The 16,799-nt window shown below is 54.1% G+C and carries 20 protein-coding genes and 1 other RNA gene; 11 read left to right on the forward strand and 10 right to left on the reverse strand.

The features are described from left to right. Positions 1-272: 272 nt before the first annotated feature. Positions 273-749, reverse strand: a complete 477-nt coding sequence (locus tag G6R38_RS17510) for an RrF2 family transcriptional regulator (RefSeq protein ID WP_240928245.1) — start codon at positions 747-749, stop codon at positions 273-275. A gap of 99 nt (positions 750-848) precedes the next feature. Between G6R38_RS17510 and G6R38_RS17515 the strand changes: the two genes are divergently transcribed. After that, positions 849-1,424, forward strand: coding sequence for a protoglobin family protein (locus G6R38_RS17515; RefSeq protein WP_166828802.1), 576 nt, complete (start codon positions 849-851; stop codon positions 1,422-1,424). A gap of 13 nt (positions 1,425-1,437) precedes the next feature. Here the strand turns inward: G6R38_RS17515 and G6R38_RS17520 are convergent, their stop codons facing one another. From G6R38_RS17520 to G6R38_RS17535, 4 genes are all read right to left on the reverse strand, one after another. Then, a complete protein-coding gene (locus G6R38_RS17520) occupies positions 1,438-2,154 on the reverse strand; it encodes a flavodoxin family protein (protein ID WP_166828805.1) in 717 nt (238 codons plus the stop codon). Between the two features lie 90 nt (positions 2,155-2,244). Continuing rightward, complete coding sequence (ndk, locus tag G6R38_RS17525) at positions 2,245-2,706, reverse strand: nucleoside-diphosphate kinase (RefSeq protein WP_166829156.1); 462 nt, start codon at positions 2,704-2,706, stop codon at positions 2,245-2,247. A 120-nt stretch (positions 2,707-2,826) separates the two neighbouring features. Beyond that, positions 2,827-3,945, reverse strand: a complete 1,119-nt coding sequence (gene carA, locus G6R38_RS17530) for a glutamine-hydrolyzing carbamoyl-phosphate synthase small subunit (protein WP_166828808.1) — start codon at positions 3,943-3,945, stop codon at positions 2,827-2,829. 173 nt (positions 3,946-4,118) lie between these two features. Further along, positions 4,119-4,514, reverse strand: a complete 396-nt coding sequence (locus G6R38_RS17535; protein ID WP_166828811.1) for an ArsR/SmtB family transcription factor — start codon at positions 4,512-4,514, stop codon at positions 4,119-4,121. Between the two features lie 928 nt (positions 4,515-5,442). Here G6R38_RS17535 and G6R38_RS17540 point away from each other — a divergent pair. The 3 genes from G6R38_RS17540 (at position 5,443) to G6R38_RS17550 (ending at position 7,251) form a co-directional block, all read left to right on the forward strand. Next, complete coding sequence (locus G6R38_RS17540; RefSeq protein WP_166828814.1) at positions 5,443-6,024, forward strand: hypothetical protein; 582 nt, start codon at positions 5,443-5,445, stop codon at positions 6,022-6,024. Between the two features lie 309 nt (positions 6,025-6,333). After that, a complete protein-coding gene (locus G6R38_RS17545) occupies positions 6,334-6,639 on the forward strand; it encodes a branched-chain amino acid aminotransferase (protein ID WP_166828816.1) in 306 nt (101 codons plus the stop codon). A 297-nt stretch (positions 6,640-6,936) separates the two neighbouring features. Beyond that, the gene (locus G6R38_RS17550) at positions 6,937-7,251 is read left to right on the forward strand and encodes a branched-chain amino acid aminotransferase (protein ID WP_166828820.1); all 315 of its coding nucleotides are present in this window, start codon (positions 6,937-6,939) and stop codon (positions 7,249-7,251) included. Positions 7,252-7,545: 294 nt separating this feature from the next. Here the strand turns inward: G6R38_RS17550 and rnpB are convergent. The 3 genes from rnpB to G6R38_RS17565 all read right to left on the reverse strand — a co-directional run bounded on the left by rnpB (position 7,546) and on the right by G6R38_RS17565 (position 9,435). Then, positions 7,546-7,970: RNase P RNA component class A (gene rnpB / locus G6R38_RS17555), an RNA gene on the reverse strand. An 85-nt stretch (positions 7,971-8,055) separates the two neighbouring features. Continuing rightward, positions 8,056-8,265 carry a dodecin gene (locus G6R38_RS17560; RefSeq protein WP_166828823.1) on the reverse strand — a complete coding sequence of 70 codons (210 nt, stop codon included), beginning with the start codon at positions 8,263-8,265 and terminating at the stop codon, positions 8,056-8,058. A gap of 255 nt (positions 8,266-8,520) precedes the next feature. Then, positions 8,521-9,435: a CHAD domain-containing protein gene (locus G6R38_RS17565; protein WP_166828826.1), complete on the reverse strand. Its 915-nt coding sequence runs from the start codon at positions 9,433-9,435 to the stop codon at positions 8,521-8,523. A gap of 225 nt (positions 9,436-9,660) precedes the next feature. On the opposite strand from G6R38_RS17565, the gene G6R38_RS17570 reads away from it, so the two are divergent. The 6 genes from G6R38_RS17570 (at position 9,661) to G6R38_RS17595 (ending at position 14,626) form a co-directional block, all read left to right on the forward strand. Continuing rightward, positions 9,661-10,341, forward strand: coding sequence for an FKBP-type peptidyl-prolyl cis-trans isomerase (locus G6R38_RS17570; protein ID WP_166828829.1), 681 nt, complete (start codon positions 9,661-9,663; stop codon positions 10,339-10,341). Positions 10,342-10,537: 196 nt separating this feature from the next. Beyond that, on the forward strand, positions 10,538-11,662 hold the full coding sequence (gene hemW / locus G6R38_RS17575) for a radical SAM family heme chaperone HemW (RefSeq protein WP_166828831.1): 1,125 nt from the start codon (positions 10,538-10,540) through the stop codon (positions 11,660-11,662). Positions 11,663-11,756: 94 nt separating this feature from the next. Continuing rightward, positions 11,757-12,608, forward strand: coding sequence for a sugar phosphate isomerase/epimerase family protein (locus G6R38_RS17580; protein ID WP_166828834.1), 852 nt, complete (start codon positions 11,757-11,759; stop codon positions 12,606-12,608). A 20-nt stretch (positions 12,609-12,628) separates the two neighbouring features. Further along, the gene (locus G6R38_RS17585) at positions 12,629-13,027 is read left to right on the forward strand and encodes a hypothetical protein (protein ID WP_166828837.1); all 399 of its coding nucleotides are present in this window, start codon (positions 12,629-12,631) and stop codon (positions 13,025-13,027) included. Positions 13,028-13,082: 55 nt separating this feature from the next. Further along, positions 13,083-13,463: a hypothetical protein gene (locus G6R38_RS17590; protein ID WP_166828840.1), complete on the forward strand. Its 381-nt coding sequence runs from the start codon at positions 13,083-13,085 to the stop codon at positions 13,461-13,463. A 164-nt stretch (positions 13,464-13,627) separates the two neighbouring features. Beyond that, positions 13,628-14,626 (forward strand): NADPH:quinone reductase, encoded by a 999-nt coding sequence (locus G6R38_RS17595; protein WP_166828843.1) that lies wholly within the window; start codon positions 13,628-13,630, stop codon positions 14,624-14,626. Positions 14,627-14,669: 43 nt separating this feature from the next. On the opposite strand, the gene G6R38_RS17600 is transcribed toward G6R38_RS17595, so the two are convergent. Together G6R38_RS17600 and G6R38_RS27870 are read right to left on the reverse strand one after the other, a co-directional pair. Beyond that, positions 14,670-15,029 carry a YkgJ family cysteine cluster protein gene (locus tag G6R38_RS17600; protein ID WP_166828846.1) on the reverse strand — a complete coding sequence of 120 codons (360 nt, stop codon included), beginning with the start codon at positions 15,027-15,029 and terminating at the stop codon, positions 14,670-14,672. Further along, a complete protein-coding gene (locus G6R38_RS27870) occupies positions 15,026-15,718 on the reverse strand; it encodes a leucine-rich repeat domain-containing protein (RefSeq protein ID WP_206028622.1) in 693 nt (230 codons plus the stop codon). The genes G6R38_RS17600 and G6R38_RS27870 overlap by 4 nt, the downstream gene beginning before the upstream one ends. Before the next feature lie 230 nt (positions 15,719-15,948). Here G6R38_RS27870 and G6R38_RS17610 point away from each other — a divergent pair, with 230 nt between their 5' ends. Further along, a complete protein-coding gene (locus G6R38_RS17610; protein WP_166829160.1) occupies positions 15,949-16,797 on the forward strand; it encodes an MlaE family ABC transporter permease in 849 nt (282 codons plus the stop codon). Positions 16,798-16,799 lie beyond the last annotated feature (2 nt).

Below are 16,799 nucleotides of genomic sequence, written 5' to 3' on the forward strand. Positions count from 1 at the left end.
TGTAGGTTGCATATCTTGCCGAGGACAGTTCAGGTCAGTTTGGCATCGATCGAAAGGCAGCTAAAACGTCTTACCAATAGTTCATGCGACGTTGTTTCCAAGACCGAGCCGCCCGAACCCGTTCCTGCCCCACTTTCAACGACCATACCGTCAAGCAGCGGTTCCGACACGACCCAAAAACACTCACACGAGAGAAAACTGGATTTGAGCACCAGACGAAGTCGGGGTAGATCGCTTCAAACTCACAATCCATCGTGCGATTGAAATTTCTTTTACTTGGCTTCCTGATCGCTCACGCTGGGAAAATCACAGAGCGGAATGCTGGTGGATGGCTCCATCAGAATATCTGCGAGCGTTGTCTCGGCGAACGCTTTCTCGACGCTCTCCAATGCGGAATCGAGGCGTTTGTGTAGCGGGCAAAGTTTCGCGCCGTGGGCGGAGAGTTCGAGTGGGCACGTTCGGATTCGAATGATGGGATCGACGGCATTGACGACTTCGAGAAGCGTTAGTTCTTCCGGCGTTTTGTGAAGCGACATCCCCCCACCGACACCACGTTGCGAGCGAACGACCCCACCCCGCCCCAAAGCCTGCAACACCTTCGAGAGATACGCCGGCGGAATTCTCGTCGCTTCCGCAATCTGATTGGTCGTGGAAGCCTCCGGTGCTTCACTCGCCAGAAAAACAACGGCACGAAGCGCATATTCGACAGTTTGTGAAAACAAATTCACTCCCTCGTTAAAACTGGACATTGACATCCAATATTAGAGGATGTACGATCCGATCAAGCAATAGAGTCACTTTAAGATTTGTTATTCAGTATAACAGTTCCACCAAAACCGAGCAGTCCTATGCAAACCATCGACGAAGCCAAGCTGGAATCCGATCTCGCCTATCGATTCGCCTACCTGACGGAATTTATCGGTCTTGGAAAGGACGACATCGAAGCCATTCACGCGTCGGCACCGCTTCTCGCTCCGCTCGTGCCGGCTTTGGTGGACGCCGTTTACGAGAAACTCTTCAACTACGACGCCACCAAACGACACTTCGTCCCGAAGCAATCGGGATACGAAGGCGAGACGCCGGAAAGCTTGGAATCACTCACGCTCGATCACGAGATGATTCGCTTCCGCAAGCAGCATCTCGGCAGGTACTTGGAAGCCTTGGTCACCCGCCCGTACAACGACAAAATGGTTGCGTACCTCGACATGGTCGGCAAGATTCATACTCCCAAAGCAGGCAGTGATCAGCTCGACATTCCGCTTGTGCAAATGAACGCATTGATGGGCTTCGTGGCAGACGCCTTCAACGCGACCATCTTCGGATTGAACCTCGACCGAGACACAGAAATCCGTACCGTCCGCGCCTTCGGCAAATTGCTGTGGGTGCAGAATGATTTAATCACGCGACACTACGCAACGACGTAGACGCAGATGACTTCTAACTGAATGTTGGATTTTCAAAGCCGAAGCGTTCGCCGGCTTTCCAAGCGTTGCGGTCGTTGCCTTCATTGGGGATACCGCCGGCGTCTTTCAACATTCGGGCAAGGTGCAGACAGTTCCAAGTCATGATGGTCGTGTTGCGTTGAGTAAAGTCGTTGTCAAAACCGACTCGGGTCCCGTCCTCATTTAAGTCTCCGTACGACAGACCGGGACCGGCTTCGCCAATCCAACCGCAATCGGCTTGGGGCGGTATTGTGTAGCCAAGATGGTTCAAGGCATAGCCAATGCTCATCGCGGTATGCTTAATGCCATCTTCGTTGCCGGTGATGATGCAACCGCCGACCTTGTTGTAGTAGATCGATTGTCCTTTCGCATTCAATTCGCCGGACATAGCGTAGAGTCGCTCGATGAGAATGCGGCAAATTGAACTTTCCTCGCCAAGCCAAAGCGGTGTCCCGACAATGAGAATGTCTGCCGCTTTGACTCGCTCCCAAAGTTGCGGCCATTCATCGGTGTTCCAGCCATGCTGTGTCATGTCGGGATAAATACCCGGCGGGACATCGTGAGCAGCGAGATGAAGATGCTCAACCGCAACTCCATTCTTCCGCAGGATCCCCGCAGAGGCATTCATCAACAACCGGGTATGACTCTCGTCCGCGTTTTTCTTGAGTGATGTGTTGATATACAACGCTGACAAATCTGGCGATCCAGCCATGATTCCTCCGAAACAAGATCAGATTAACGTCTGCAATCTTCGAGGCATGGGCTTTGTTAATCAGTGCTGAATCGCACAAAACACCAACGATTACTTCTCGTCATCCGCGCAGGTCAGAGAATCGAGGTTTGTTGGGTAGTCGATGAGTTCGTTTGATTGGAAGTAGATGCTGATTTCTCGCTCGGCGGCTTCGGGGCCGTCGCTGCCGTGAACGAGGTTCATCTGACGAGACATACCGAAGTCGCCACGGATGGTGCCGGGAGCAGATTCGCGACCGTTGGTTTTGCCCATCATCGTCCGCACCACACTGATGGCTTCCGGGCCTTCGGCAACAATCGCCACAACCGGGCCCGAGGTAATGAACTGTTCCAAGTCGGGATAGAACGGCTTCTCAACGTGTTCGGCGTAGTGTTGCTTCGAGAGTTCCGGCGTGACTTGCAACAATTTGAGCCCGACGATTTTCAGGCCACGCTCCTCGAACCGAGACAGAATCCGACCAGCCAATCGGCGTTCGACGGCATCGGGTTTGATCAAAATCAGCGTGCGTTCCAAAGCCATGATGAACTTCCTTCCAAAAGAGGCGAAATACACAGGGAATGTTTTCGCCTCTTATGAAAAGAAAATGCTCATCGTGCAAGCCGCCGGCTATCAGGATCTCGACTTTTTCAATGCTTATTGCAGCATTGATTGAAAATCGTTGAATAAGTAGCGGCTGTCGTGTGGACCGGCACTGGCTTCGGGGTGGTACTGCACACTGAAAGCCGAATGATTCGTGTGCCGCAAACCGGCGACGGTGTTGTCGTTCAAATTGACGTGCGTGACTTCGACATCATCGGGGAGCGAATCAGCGTCAATCGCGAAACCGTGGTTTTGGCTGGTGATTTCGACACGCCCGGTCTGCTTGTTGAGCACCGGTTGATTTGCCCCGCGATGCCCGAACTTCAATTTGAAAATCGATCCGCCGGAGGCTAACCCCAGCAGTTGATGCCCCAAACAGATTCCGAAGATCGGTTTCTGGCCGAGCAACTCCCGAATGGTGCCGACTGCGTATTCGAGCGGACGAGGATCACCGGGGCCGTTGGAGAGAAAAATCCCATCGGGGTTCAGGCCAAGAATATCGTCCGCCGACATCGTGCCCGGCACCACGGTCACTCGGCAGCCCATGTCGCGGAGATGTCGTGGGATATTCCATTTCATCCCGTAATCAATCGCGACCACGTGTGATTGGCTGCTCGGAGCGTCTGGCTCGTCGCTGCACCGCGCGAGCGTGCTCAATCTTTCCGACCACTCGGAGGCTTGTTCCGGCATCACTTGTTGAACGAGATCCTGACCGACCAACTCGGGACTTTGTCGTGCTTTGTTGACAAGCGATTCATCATCGAGATCAGTCGTGGAGAGAACTCCCGTCATCACACCGGCAATACGGAGTTTCCGGACCAATGCGCGGGTGTCGATCCCCTCGACACCGATGACATTGTGCTGTTTCAAGTATTCGTCGAGCGACAACTCCGAACGATAATTGCTTGGAAATCGACAGAGTTCCCGACAGACAAACCCTCGCAACGACGGCTTGGAACTCTCGACATCTTCTTGGTTCACGCCGTAGTTGCCGATCTGCGGGTACGTCATGGTGACGATTTGACCGCAGTAAGACGGGTCGGTCAGAATTTCCTGGTAGCCGGTCATGCTGGTGTTGAAGACGGATTCACCGTACGTTTCGCCTTCGGCTCCGAACGCGACTCCAGTAAACACGCTACCGTCAGCAAGGGCCAGTTTTGCGGGGTGAGACATAGCGGGGATTCAATTGAGGCAGGCGGAAAATGCCCCGGCCGATTGTGACTCGGAGCAATTGATTCAGGAACAACGCAGTTATTGTAACGATCAAAGCCGGTGCGCAAAGGAAGAGACCGCCCCGAAAGACGGTCTCCATCCCGTGAATCGTTTCAACTTGATCGAAATGCCGACTAGGCTTGGTCTTGGCTCACGACGAAATCGTCGAAGCGGAACTCATCGGTGTGAGGATCGCTGAGCGTATCGAACAGTTCCGTCACAACGCGATGGAAGTGATTTTGACGAACCGAATAGAAGTTATGCTTGCCATCACGACGGGCTTCGATCAAACCCGCAACTCGCAACAGGGCCAAGTGATGACTGACCGCAGGCTGGCTTTGGCCGAGCCGTTCACAAAGGGCGGTGACGTGCAATTCGCCTTCACGGGCGAGATAAAGCAAAATCCGCAGACGCGTTTCGTCTGAGAGCAGTTTGAAGATTTGAACGAGATCTTTTTCGAGTTGATCCGGCAGTTCCGGGAAGCGGGGCGCGGACTTTTCCTCGATCGATTCTACAGTGTTTGTCATCATGAGCAGGGTTTCGCTTTCTTAAAAAGAGCGACTCAGTGTGGGTGGATGCGTCACACACTCGGTTGTGGTGCCACCAGAGGTGACTCTCCAGGGTTAGAGGTAGAATGGGGTTTCACTCGGCCTCATCGATGCACGATCCTCGCTGAGCGTGATCATTTCGTTTTGATGGGAACGATTTCAATTCGCCAGTTCAGGTCGACTTGCTACACCCTCCCCGTAACTGGAGAGACATCCATCCCCGTCGCCGGATTGGGACGCAGTTCACAAGTGTCTGTTGTAGCTCGATGCCTGCCGAACAGTGAAGCCAGAAATGAATCATGCCGATTTCGAGCGAAGCATCCAAAATTACTCGCACGAAGAACGACAATTATTGCTTCAATAGGCAGTTGAAAGATGAGATGAAGAAACACCAAAAACACGGAAAGTTGGGGTGGTTGGTCCCCTCGATCCCGCACGGTCATATCGATGAGCATTATTACGGCGATACAACCGATCGTCAACGACTTTCATGAGAATTTGAAGCGAAGTTCCTAAGTGGAACCTGCCAAGACGGTTAAGCCCTCTACTTCCCTACATGATGTTCCCCGTTCACCGGCGACCTCCAGAAGCCCAACTTTGCTTGGGTTTCGTGCGAAGTCGGCCGACCGATCCGAAAGATCCCGAACGTACGATGGCCTCGGGGGATCGGTTGCAAAATGTCTTCATCGAAACCAGAAATTTTGGCAGTCAAATTGCGACATGTCCGGTTCGTTGGTGTACCATCATTAGAGACGAACCGAGAACTTTTCCCGGTCCGTTGGAGATGTCACATCAGGAAATTAGTGCGTATCTCCCCCAAACATCCGGACTGGACTTCGCATCCAGAACTCCTTTCCGCAAAATTTGATTTTCAAGCATCGACTCACTAAGGGTATTCGCCGTGAATAAGATGAGTTTTACCGCCGTATCCCTCGTGGCTGCGATCCCGGCGGGATTTTTGGCGTATTTACTGGTGATGGCTATTCTACAAGACCCCGGTTTCGACAAACTCGCGGGCTTCCTGCAAATCGTGGTGGTGCTCTCGTTGCTGGCCGGTGCCTGTGTCGCGTTGATGCCGATTGGAATTTTGTTGTTCTTCAATCACTCACCGGCCACGCAAACAGTTGTGAGTGGCGCTCAGCCGTCCCGTCGTGGACGAGACGAAGATTCCCTGGAAACAGCCGCCATCGACCAGAATGAACTCGACGACGCGCTCGAAACGTTCGACGACGATGAAGGGTTCGGAAGCAGCGTAGTCGAAGAGGAGTTCGAACCCGATCAAGACGACTTCGGCGACGAAGGGTTCGGCAGCAGTATTGTAGACGAGGGCTTCGACCGCTCAGAATTGGACGAAGAATTCGACGGTGGCGACAGCGTGGTCGCTGAGGATGAATTTGAAACGCTAGACGATTCCATGGAAGGCGATCTCTTCGACGACGATGACGACGGCTTCGATGATTTCGACTTCGATGACGACGATGATAAGAAGTGATTTCTTCACTTCCCACCAACTTCCAGAATTCAAACCGCCGGCAGGATTGTCGGCGGTTTTTTCATTGCCGATTGCGTAATTCGGGGGCTTCCGAGGGCAGACCCTGTGGGTACCCAAAAAACAACCGGCACCGCAAACAATTACGAGAAAACGACTTACATCAAATCACCCGAGTCGATTGTTGTTTTTTTTGAACAGTGTTGCTCCAAGGCGTCATTCGCGACTTACATTTGGGGTGTCAGCGTTTTTCGGCTGGCATTTCCTGATTCAAGACTCCCCTCCGGGATCGGCAATTCGAAAGAAAACGCAATGAAAAATCTCTCCATGGCTTTGCTGAATGACGAAGCCGGTTTTGTCGTGTCGAGCGAATTGGTGTTGGTTTGCACGATTTGTGTCCTCGGTTTGATCGTGGGCCTCTCGGAAATGGCCATCGGCGTGAATGAGGAACTGGAAGACGTCGGTTCGGCCGTCGGCTGCCTGAATCAAAGCTACGAATACGCCTTGCCCCACGGCGCCAAAGGCTGCGGAACCGGAAGTGCCTTCTACGACGGTTTCGACGAAGGTGATTCCCAGTTCGACGTCAACTGCAACGGCATCCCACAAGCTGAATACTAAGACCGATTTGTCTTCGGATTCGGATGCGACCGCTTTGAAGCCGTGTCATTCTGAGTCCATCACACTGCCAACTCACAGAGCTGCATTAAGCCAGTTGACTGCGGCATCGGCTCGACATCAACGTCACGACATCAACGTCACGACATCAACGTCACGACATCAACGTCACGACATCAACGTCACGACATCAACGTCACGACATTGACGAGAATCGCAGGAGTCGAATCGAGCAACCGATCGATCTTCCATTTGCGATATCGATTTCCATATTTCCTGTCACCAACGATGAGGCACATCATGAACCTTTTGACCACACTTTGGGCTGACGAGGCGGGATTCGTCGTGTCAGCGGAACTCATTCTCGTTTGTACGATTCTCGTGCTCGGACTGGTTGTCGGCTTGGCCGAGGTCGGAACGGGAGTGAACGAAGAAATGGAAGACGTCGGCAGTGCCATTGGCAGCGTCAACCAAAGCTACTCCTTCACCGGCTTCACCGGATTCAAAGGCGACCTGTCGGGAAGCATCTTCTACGATCAGAAAGACGACGGCGACACAGAATTCGATGTTCGCTGTGACGGCGGCGTGCAAAAAGAATTTGGCTACAGCTACTAGTGGTTCAACCACTCTGTATTGACGGGTTCCAGAACTTCCACCGCACGCTCGTTGGCGTGCTCATCGCAAATTGCGAACATGTCAATCCGAACATGTCAATCCAGGTTGGATACAACACTAAAACTTGTCGAGTCTTCGTGTCGCGATTGGCGGTAGGTGTCCCTAGAAATACTCGGCCTTGAACGCGACACGAGTGCGAACCGCAGCCGGTCCGGTCCCGAGATATTCGAAAATTGCCACTGAGCCTGGGTCATTCCCGGGCTTTTTTCGTGTGGTTGAGGGTCGAGAACAGAAAAGCGGAGCGGGCCGATAAGCCGGGTTTTGTCGTGGACGACCATTTCTCTACGACGACGGTTGCCCGCCGCCTCTAGCAACCGACCCGGACGTGAAAACGGAACGAGCCGCTCCGTGGACCGAAATCGAAATTTGGGTCCTCCGCCCTGCTTGGTTTTGCTCCCGGTGGGGTTTACCCTGCCAGTCTTGTCACCAAGACCGCGGTGCGCTCTTACCGCACCTTTTCACCCTTACCTGTGTCGACGACTCAAGAATCGTTGACCATCGGCGGTTCGTTTTCTGCGGCACTTTCCCGGTCCTTGCGGACGGTGGGCGTTACCCACCACCGTGCCCTATGGAGCCCGGACTTTCCTCCCCGACTTCAAAACCGCTCATCCGAAGATGAACACGGTCGTCGAAGCCGCAGCGGTCGTCTGGCCCACTCCGAATCGTATTGTAGGTGTTTGCCTCGCAAGATACGACAGACAAACAACTCCGTAGGTTCTCTCGAAATTCTTTCAATCGCGGAGATCAACCATCCAGGCGGAAACCGACCTTAATCGTCGCTTGCCAGTGGGCAACTTTGTTGTCGGAGATATCGCCCCGGAGTTCGGATAGTTCAAACCACTTCATTTCACGAACCGATTCCCCAGCTTTCGTGATGGCATTCTGAACGGCCTCCTCAACGGAGTTTGGTGACGTGCCGGTGAGTTCGATCTTCTTGTAGATATGTGCATCCATTGGCTCTAGAGTTGTCCCTTCTTGTGATACGAGAAACGAATCCAGTCGAACATGCCCTTCGGACAAAATGTTCGCCGAGTCCGCAGAGCGATGCAGTCGCCGTGCCGAAATAAAAACAGCGGCCAAATTCGCACGCAGACCCTGATCCCAAGATTTGACTCCCAATGAATTGTCCGTTTACGAACCAAGTCGCTCGCCAACCGACCAGATCACGAATGGTCGAAGCCGTTGTGGTCGACGATTTTTTGAGTTCCGTCAGTTTTTTCCAGCCGCGTCGTTCTGCCAAACTTTTCCATACGCTTTGAGGCGTTTGACGAACCGTTTGGAGCTTTCTGCGAACAACAACCGCCCCCGTCGCCGAGCCGACTGCTTGAGTTCTTTGCGGTGAGCATCGACCATCGGCGTGAGTATCTCCATGGTTTCAGTGCCGCCAAATTCTTCGGGTTGATCGCGGAGTCGCTGCATGAGAACCGCCAAATCGTGATCATCGCCGAGATCGTCCGCCAACCGATCGAGTTCTGAGCTGCGAACTTTCATCACCGGTTTCCAAAGTGACCGCAGGAGCCGAACGTGATACCAGTGGTACTTCGCTCGCTTCCGCCACTGATGCCAATTTTCGTCTGTCGGTTTTTTGAACGCGGTCTGCATGCAATCGCGTGCCCGGTCGTACGTGATGTGAACGCCATCCAGAACGGCCGAGAACGACTTATCGGAAAACCGCCATTCCACAATCGATTGTCGGTGTTTCTCCAGGCGTGCTCGCAATTCCGCGAGCAATGCATCCAAGTTGACCTCGTCGGCCAACGCTCGGCGACGGTCTTCAAGTCGTTCTCGAAGACGTCCTAGTGTTTCGATCTCCATGGGTGACGGGCTTCGCGTTTCGAGACGTTTGACCGTTTCGATTAGCGTTTCTGCATCGCGAATGTGGGAGAACTTTCGACCGGCATCGCGGAACCAACGATTCTCCTGATGATATTTCTTCCCCATCGCCGGACGGGCAAGCCGAACCAATCCACGAAGTTTCTTGAAGCGTTTGCGAACTTGGTGAACCGTATCATGACGCCCTCGATTCGAGTCGGCGAGTTCATGAATCGCTTTCTCAATTTGTTCGTTCGCAATGCGACGCATCGCTTGAGGAACCGATTCTCCGGTTTGCAGTCGATAGCTCATCAGTCAATCACCCCATTGTCAGAGTTCGGAAATGGAAAGAAGACTCTGAGAAGAGCAAATTTCTAGCCACTGTCCAAAAACCCGTTGCCTTTCATGCTTGGCACGGAATCTGTTACAACTGTTCGTTGATGAGTTGAAATCCCTTCAGTGGCAACATTTGGACCACAGATGCAAACGGGATTTTGATTCGCCACTGAAAATCTCATCAATCGAGAAGGACACAGTATGATTCGGTTTGGCACAGGATTAATCGCCGCTTTGATGTTGGTTGGCAGCTTGCAGGCTCAAGATGCCCCCGGTCTGGAAACCAACAAGAAGAAAGTCAGTTATGCCGTTGGCCGAAGCATCGGCCAGAATCTGGCTCAACGTGGTGCCGATTTCGATAACACGGCGTTGTTTCAAGGCATCCGCGATGCACTCGCCGGCAAAGATTCTCCGCTGACCGATGAGCAGGTTCAAACCGCTTTCACGGCGTTCCAAGAAGAAATCGCCAAAGCAGCGATGACCAAAAGCGAAGCCTACTTGGCTGAGAACAAGAAGAAAGAGGGCGTGAAAACGACCGACAGCGGACTGCAATACAAAGTCATGAAACAAGGTACCGGTGCGGCTCCCAAAGCCAATAGCGTGGTCAAAGTGCATTACCATGGCACCCTGCCCGACGGGACCGTCTTCGACAGCTCTGTCAATCGTAAACAACCGGCCACGTTCCCTGTGAACCGGGTCATCAAGGGTTGGACCGAAGCTCTGCAAATGATGAAAGTCGGCGCCAAATGGCAATTGGTCATTCCGCCGGAACTTGCCTACGGCAAATCGGGTTCGCAAGGTGCGATTGGCCCAAATCAGGTGCTGATCTTCGACGTGGAATTGCTCGGAATCGAAGAAGCCGGAGCAGCCGCTCCGAACTAGGACCGATCGGTTTTGCTCGTTGCGAGGCCTGTCTCGTGAAGATCAAAAACCGAAGGTTCCTTAAAGTCCACTGTGGACATAGAAGATCGCAATTCGGTCTCAGATATATCTAGCGAAATTTCGCAGCGTGATTTTCGTATTCATGGCCCTGGGTTGACATGCCTAGGGCTTTTTTCGTGTAGAGAGTTTTCCTCCGATGCCCCCGCAAGCCGCCTATTTGCATGTGCCGTTTTGCGTGCATCGGTGTGGCTATTGTGATTTCACTGTCGTCGCCGGTCGAGACGATTTGATCCCGGCTTTTCTCACGGCGATGGAACGGGAGTTATCTTCGCTGGGCGAACCGCAGCCCGTGCGAACTCTGTTCCTCGGAGGTGGCACACCGACGCATTTGCCCCCCAATGCACTACGACAGTTCCTTGCTGTTGCGACATCTTGGTTTCCGCTTATGACGGATGGGGAATTCTCTGTGGAAGCCAATCCCGCGGATTTGACCAACGAGAAAATCACGCTACTGGCGGATTCAGGCGTGAACCGTGTGAGCCTGGGGGCACAATCATTCGATACCGGTGCCCTGTCGGTCCTCGAACGCGACCACTCCCCTGGCCGCATCGCCGACGTGGTGCGGGCGTTGCAATCCGCTGGGATCACGAATGTCTCCCTCGACCTGATTTTCGGTGTGCCGGGACAGTCTTTGGACTCCTGGCGGGATTCGCTCAAGCAAGCCATCGAACTCGAACCGAAACACATCTCGACGTACGGTCTGACGATCGAAAAAGGAACCGCGTTTTGGAACCGGGTCGCCAAAGACCAGTTGCAAACGCTGCCAGACGAACTCGAACGAGCCATGTATGCCGCTGCAATGGACGATCTGTCGGCTGCAGGTTTCGAGCAGTATGAACTCTCCAACTTCGCAAAACCGGGATTCGTCTGTCGCCATAACCAAACGTATTGGCAAGGCGAGCCGTACTACGGTTTCGGTCCCGGAGCCGCTCGGTATTTGAACGGTACCCGGGAAACGAATCATCGCAGCGTGTCTACGTGGCTGCGACGGATCGAAGCTGGTGAGTCGGCAGTGATGGACTCCGAAACGCTTTCACCGAGGGATCGGGCCCACGAACGATTGGCGTTGGGTTTGCGAATGATGGCCGGAATCGACATCGACGAATTTGCGTCGAGCACGGGCTTCACCATCGAAGAGCTTGCCGGATTGGCAATCGAGACTCATCGTGCCAACGGATTTCTCGAAGTGCACGCAGGACGGCTGCGACTCACGCGAGAAGGCCGATTCGTCGCGGATACCATTACCGTTGATATGCTGTAATCAGTTTGCGTCGCTGGTTCGATGGAGACCGGCCGCGAATCCAGCTATGATAACCGTTGAGAACACTGATATAACGATTTGAGGATATGATCTCATGGAACAATGGCCAATTGGCGTGTTTACGTCTGTCGATGCGGGTTTGGGAGTTCACCTGGATGTCGCTCAGGAACTCAAAATCCCCACCGTTCAGGTGCACGCGCCGCATCACGAGAACCGCACGGAGTTGGCGGCTCAGGATTTCTTGAATCGCTGTGAGAAAGCCGGCATCAAAGTGACGGCGGTCTTCGGCGGTTTTGAAGGCGAGAGCTACGCCGACATCCCCACGACGGTCAAAACCGTTGGTCTCGTCCCCGAAGCCAGCCGGGCGAGCCGCGTCGCCGAGATGAAAGAAATCTCCGACTTCGCCCGCAGCTTGCAATGCGATACCGTCGCTCTGCACATCGGCTTCGTGCCGGAAGACCGCGATAGTGCCGAGTATAAATCGCTCATCGAAGCAACGCAGGATTTGCTTGACCACATCAAAGGGAACGGTCAGCAATTGAACTTGGAAACCGGCCAGGAAACCGCCGATCACCTGCTGGATTTCATCGAAGACGTGGGACGGGACAACCTGTTCATCAACTTCGATCCCGCCAACATGATTCTCTACGGCACGGGCGACCCGATTGCCGCACTGAAGAAGGTCAGCAAGTTCGTTCGCAGCGTGCATTGCAAAGATGGTGTCTGGGCGGCTGAGGGCAAACGTGGTCAGGAATTCGGTTCCGAAGTGCCATTGGGTCAAGGTGACGTCGGTATGGAAAACTACCTGCGAACGCTGAAGGAAATCGGTTACACCGGACCGTTGACGATTGAACGCGAAATCGCTCACGATCGCGTTCGCCAGAAGGCCGACATCGGTGAAGCCGTCAGTTTGCTGACGGAACTCAAGCAAAAAATCCTCGGTTAACCTGCGAAAGGTTGCCTGCAATGCTCAATAAGATCCTGGCTGTCGGATTGGGGTTTGGTGCGGGGTTTCTCGTCGTCGGTTTGGCGATGTTCATCTCGAGCCTGATCTATCCGCCGCCAAAGGATCTGGACATGCAAGACCGGGAGGCGATGACCTCATTCGTCCAATCCCTGCCGGTCGGAGCATTCCTCGTTGTGCTTCTCGGTCATGCGTCCGGCGCTTTGGTCGGCGGGTTCGTTTGTGGACTCATCAGCAACGAGGTTTGGCAACTTGGCCCCCTGATCGTCGGGGTGGGATTTCTCTTGAGTGGAATTCTGAATCTTCGAATGGTGCCGCATCCGACATGGTTCGCGGCACTCGATTTGCTGTTATATCTCCCAGCTGCCTGGTTGGGCGGCTACTTTTCGACGTTACTCTGACTCGATGTGGCGTCGTGGAACCGTTTGAACAGCTCACCAAACGAAGGAACCGACGATGTCTTTATTCGCTCATGAAGGTGCCCCCAACGATCCGGTCGGACGCGCGGTCGCCGCATTCGATCGCCAGAGTCAAGCCGAAGCTGCCGTCCAATCGTTGGTCGATGGCGGGTTTCCGAGAGAGGAAATCCATTTTAGCCATGGTCGCAACGACGCCAGCAAGGTTGACTCGACCCCACATTGGTTTGCCGACATCGACGACGAAATTGAATGGTACAAACGCAAACTCGAAAATGGCGGCAGCGTGGTTTCCGCTCCCGTGAATGACAAAGAAACCCTAAAACAAGTGCACGAAATCTACCTCGAATCCGGCGCTCGTATGATGACCCACTTCGGTAACTGGATCACCGAAACGGAAAATCTGGACGAGGAACGATAATCCTCGCCGCGGAAGAATCCGTCATGACGACCGGCCGGAAGTGGGTTTGGGATTTGATTGTGTTCGGCATTCCCATCACAATCAGTGGGGTACTGCCCATCGTGCAGAGACTTCGAAATCTTTGATCGCAACGAACAACCCACGACGAATCACGGACCAGCCCCATGAAAGCCGCGTTCTTCACCGAAACAGGTGATCCCGAAGTCATTCAATACGCCGATCTTCCCGACCCCGCACTGGGACCGACCGAGGTTCTGGTCCGAGTCGCTGCGGTCGCGGTGAACCCAATCGACACCTACCTGCGAAGCGGAGCGATCAAGCTCGAACTGCCCTCACCCTATGTCATCGGTTGCGATCTCGCTGGCACTGTTGAGGCAGTTGGCGATGAAGTCGAGATGTTCCAAGTTGGCGATCGGGTGTGGGGCAGTAATCAAGGGTTGATGGGGCGTCAGGGCACGTTTTCCGAGTTGGCCAGCGTCGACGAAAAATGGCTGTACCCCATTCCCGAAGGGATGGACGAAAAAACCGCTGCCGCCGGGGCATTGGTTGGCATCACTGCCCATCTTGGGTTGTTCCTCCACGCGGGTCTGCAACCAGGTGAGTTCGTGTTCGTCAACGGCGGCACGGGTGGCGTGGGGGCATCAGTGGTGCGATTGGCGAAGGCTTCGGGAGCCACCGTCATCGCAACCGTGGGCAGTGAGGAAAAGAAAAAACAGTGCGAAGCGTTGGGAGCCGATGTCGTTCTCGACTACCACTCATCAACACTCGATGACGACATCCAAGCCGCTGCCGAGAAAAACGGTGGAATCGACATTTGGTGGGAAACGCAACGCGAACCGACCATCGAACGCACGATTGGCATGATGAAAAAACGCGGTCGCGTGGTCATCATGGCCGGTCGCGATGCCCGTCCCGATTTACCGATCGGTCCGTTCTACACGAACGATCTCAAATTGGTCGGTTTTGCGATGTTCAATGCCACTCCCGACGAGCAACGAGTCGCCGCCGAGCATATCAATCGGCTATGGCTTGGCGGACATTGGTCGGCGAGCGTCGGTCAAGTCTTCCCCCTCGCCGAAGCCGCCGCCGCCCACCGACTGCAAGAGGAAAACACACTCCAAAAGTCCGGCACGCTGCAAGGAAAAATCGTCCTAGAACCGTGACCAAGCCCGGATTGGGTGCCGGGACGAAGTCCGATGGCGTTTGTCATGTGAGGCCGTTTTCCTGGCGGAGACTTCGGCATTCGTTGCCGCCAAGTTCATAGTCGTGACAGATCTGGGGACGCCACTCGTAGTGTCGGCACTTTTTTGTCTGTGGATCATACCACAAACACTGCTCTTGCGGTTCTTGTCCCCGTTGCAGACCGAGGAAGTGCCGATCGAGTTCCTCGGCCAACTCCGCCGGAAAATTGGGGCGGCGATACGGGTGCGGTCCTAGCAAACGGGGCATCGATCGCAGCAACATGGCCGGCGAACCGATGCCCTGACAACACAGTCCGCAATCGTCGCAAGAGTCAACGGTGAGAATCGGTAACCGATCATCACCCGAGTTCGAAGCGGCTGTCATTTCTTGGGTTTGTCTTCCTTCTTAGGTTCTTCCTTCTTAGGTTCGTCTTTCTTCGGGGCTTCTTTTTTGGGCTCCGGCTTTTTGGCGTCTTCTTTTTTGGGCTCTTCTTTCTTCTCGGGTTCGGGTTTGGCGAGGGACAAACCGCGGATGACGACGATCTCCGGCAGCGTCTTTTTCAGCGTTTCCACACCGGCGTCGGTCACTTCCGTTTGCCAGAGATACACCTTCTTGAGATTCTTCAGCCCAGTGAGATGTTGCAGCCCGGCGTCCGTGACTTTCGTTCCATAGAGATTGAGATACGCCAACTTCTCCAGTTTCGCCAAATGCTTCAAAGCACCGTCGCCGATTGACGTTTGTTCGAGATGCAAACGGACCAACTCCTGAGCATTCGCGATGTGAGCCAACCCGGCATCGGTAATGGCCGTGCCACGCAAATTCAGGGCGTACAGCTTCGGCATTTTCGCGAGCGGTGCCAATTGTTCGTCCTTCACCTCACTGTCGGCGAGATGGAACGCAACATCAAGTCGGTTATCGTTTTGCGCGATTTCCATGACGCTGCCGCCGGACTTGCGAACCTGCTCGATCGCTTGCTTTTCCGTCGCAGAATGCTCGGCGGGTTTGTCGTCCGCCGCCTCGGATTGCGAAACGGCTGCCACGAGCGAAATCGTTAGAAGCCATACGAGTCGCATGAGTATCCTCCTCAAAATCAGTGTGGAAATGTGGTGAATCGAACGCGGGCAGTGTAACGCGCAGCGGCCCCAGGTTTCCACCGGATCGATAACCTCCGATGCATTTCAAATTTGGGCGGTGCCGGAACTGGTCTCGCGGCGTTGGGCGGGATTCGCTACCCTTTGCGCCCGAAGTGATCGGAAGCCGTATTCCGTCACGTTTCGTCTGTTTCGAGATTCCTTTGGTTTCCATGGCGAGCGATACAGCAGCCCCTCAACCACACAGTTTAACCGTTTCTCTCGGAGCGGTCGTGCTGCGGGCTGTCATAGCCGTCGGCGACTTGGGCGTGTTCGCCGGTCGTATGCTGAAATGGCTCTTCATTCGTCGTCCTCGTGCTTCGGTTTTGATGCCGAGCCTGTACGACATTGGTTTTCGCAGCATCCCCGTCGTTTTCGTCACGGGACTGTTCATCGGAATGGTTTTGTCGGTTCAGACCTACACGCAATTCAAAGCCATGGGGATGGAGAACCGGCTCGGTTCGATCATCACGATGACGTTGGTCAGCGAACTCGGCCCGGTCCTGGCGGCGACGATGCTTGCCGGTCGTGTCGGGAGTGCGATGGCAGCCGAATTAGGCACGATGCGTGTGACCGAACAAATCGAAGCCGTCCGTGCTCTGGGCGCGAACCCGATTCAATACCTCGTTGTGCCGCGATTTCTGGCGTGCTTCCTGATGATTCCCATGCTAACCGGGCTGTCGGATATTCTTGGCATTCTCGGCGGTTGGTTGTACAGCGTGCAGGTTCTTGGAATCAACAACTTTCACTATTGGCATCACGCGGTTGGGTATGTGGCTCCGTTCGACATCATGAGCGGCTTGTTCAAAAGCGTGTTTTTCGGTGCCACCATCGCGATCGTGGCCTGTCATCGCGGGTTTCACTGCGGAGCCGGTGCCGAAGGCGTGGGGCGAGCCGCGACCGAATCGTTCGTGGTTTCGTTCATGCTGATCCTCATTCTCGATTTCCTCTTGAATGTGTTGATCAATACGTTTTACCAAGTCGCGTGGTCCAACAATCCCACTTTGGCCGTCGTCTTTTAAAT

Source organism: Thalassoroseus pseudoceratinae, from assembly GCF_011634775.1.
Lineage (GTDB): Bacteria > Planctomycetota > Planctomycetia > Planctomycetales > Planctomycetaceae > Thalassoroseus > Thalassoroseus pseudoceratinae.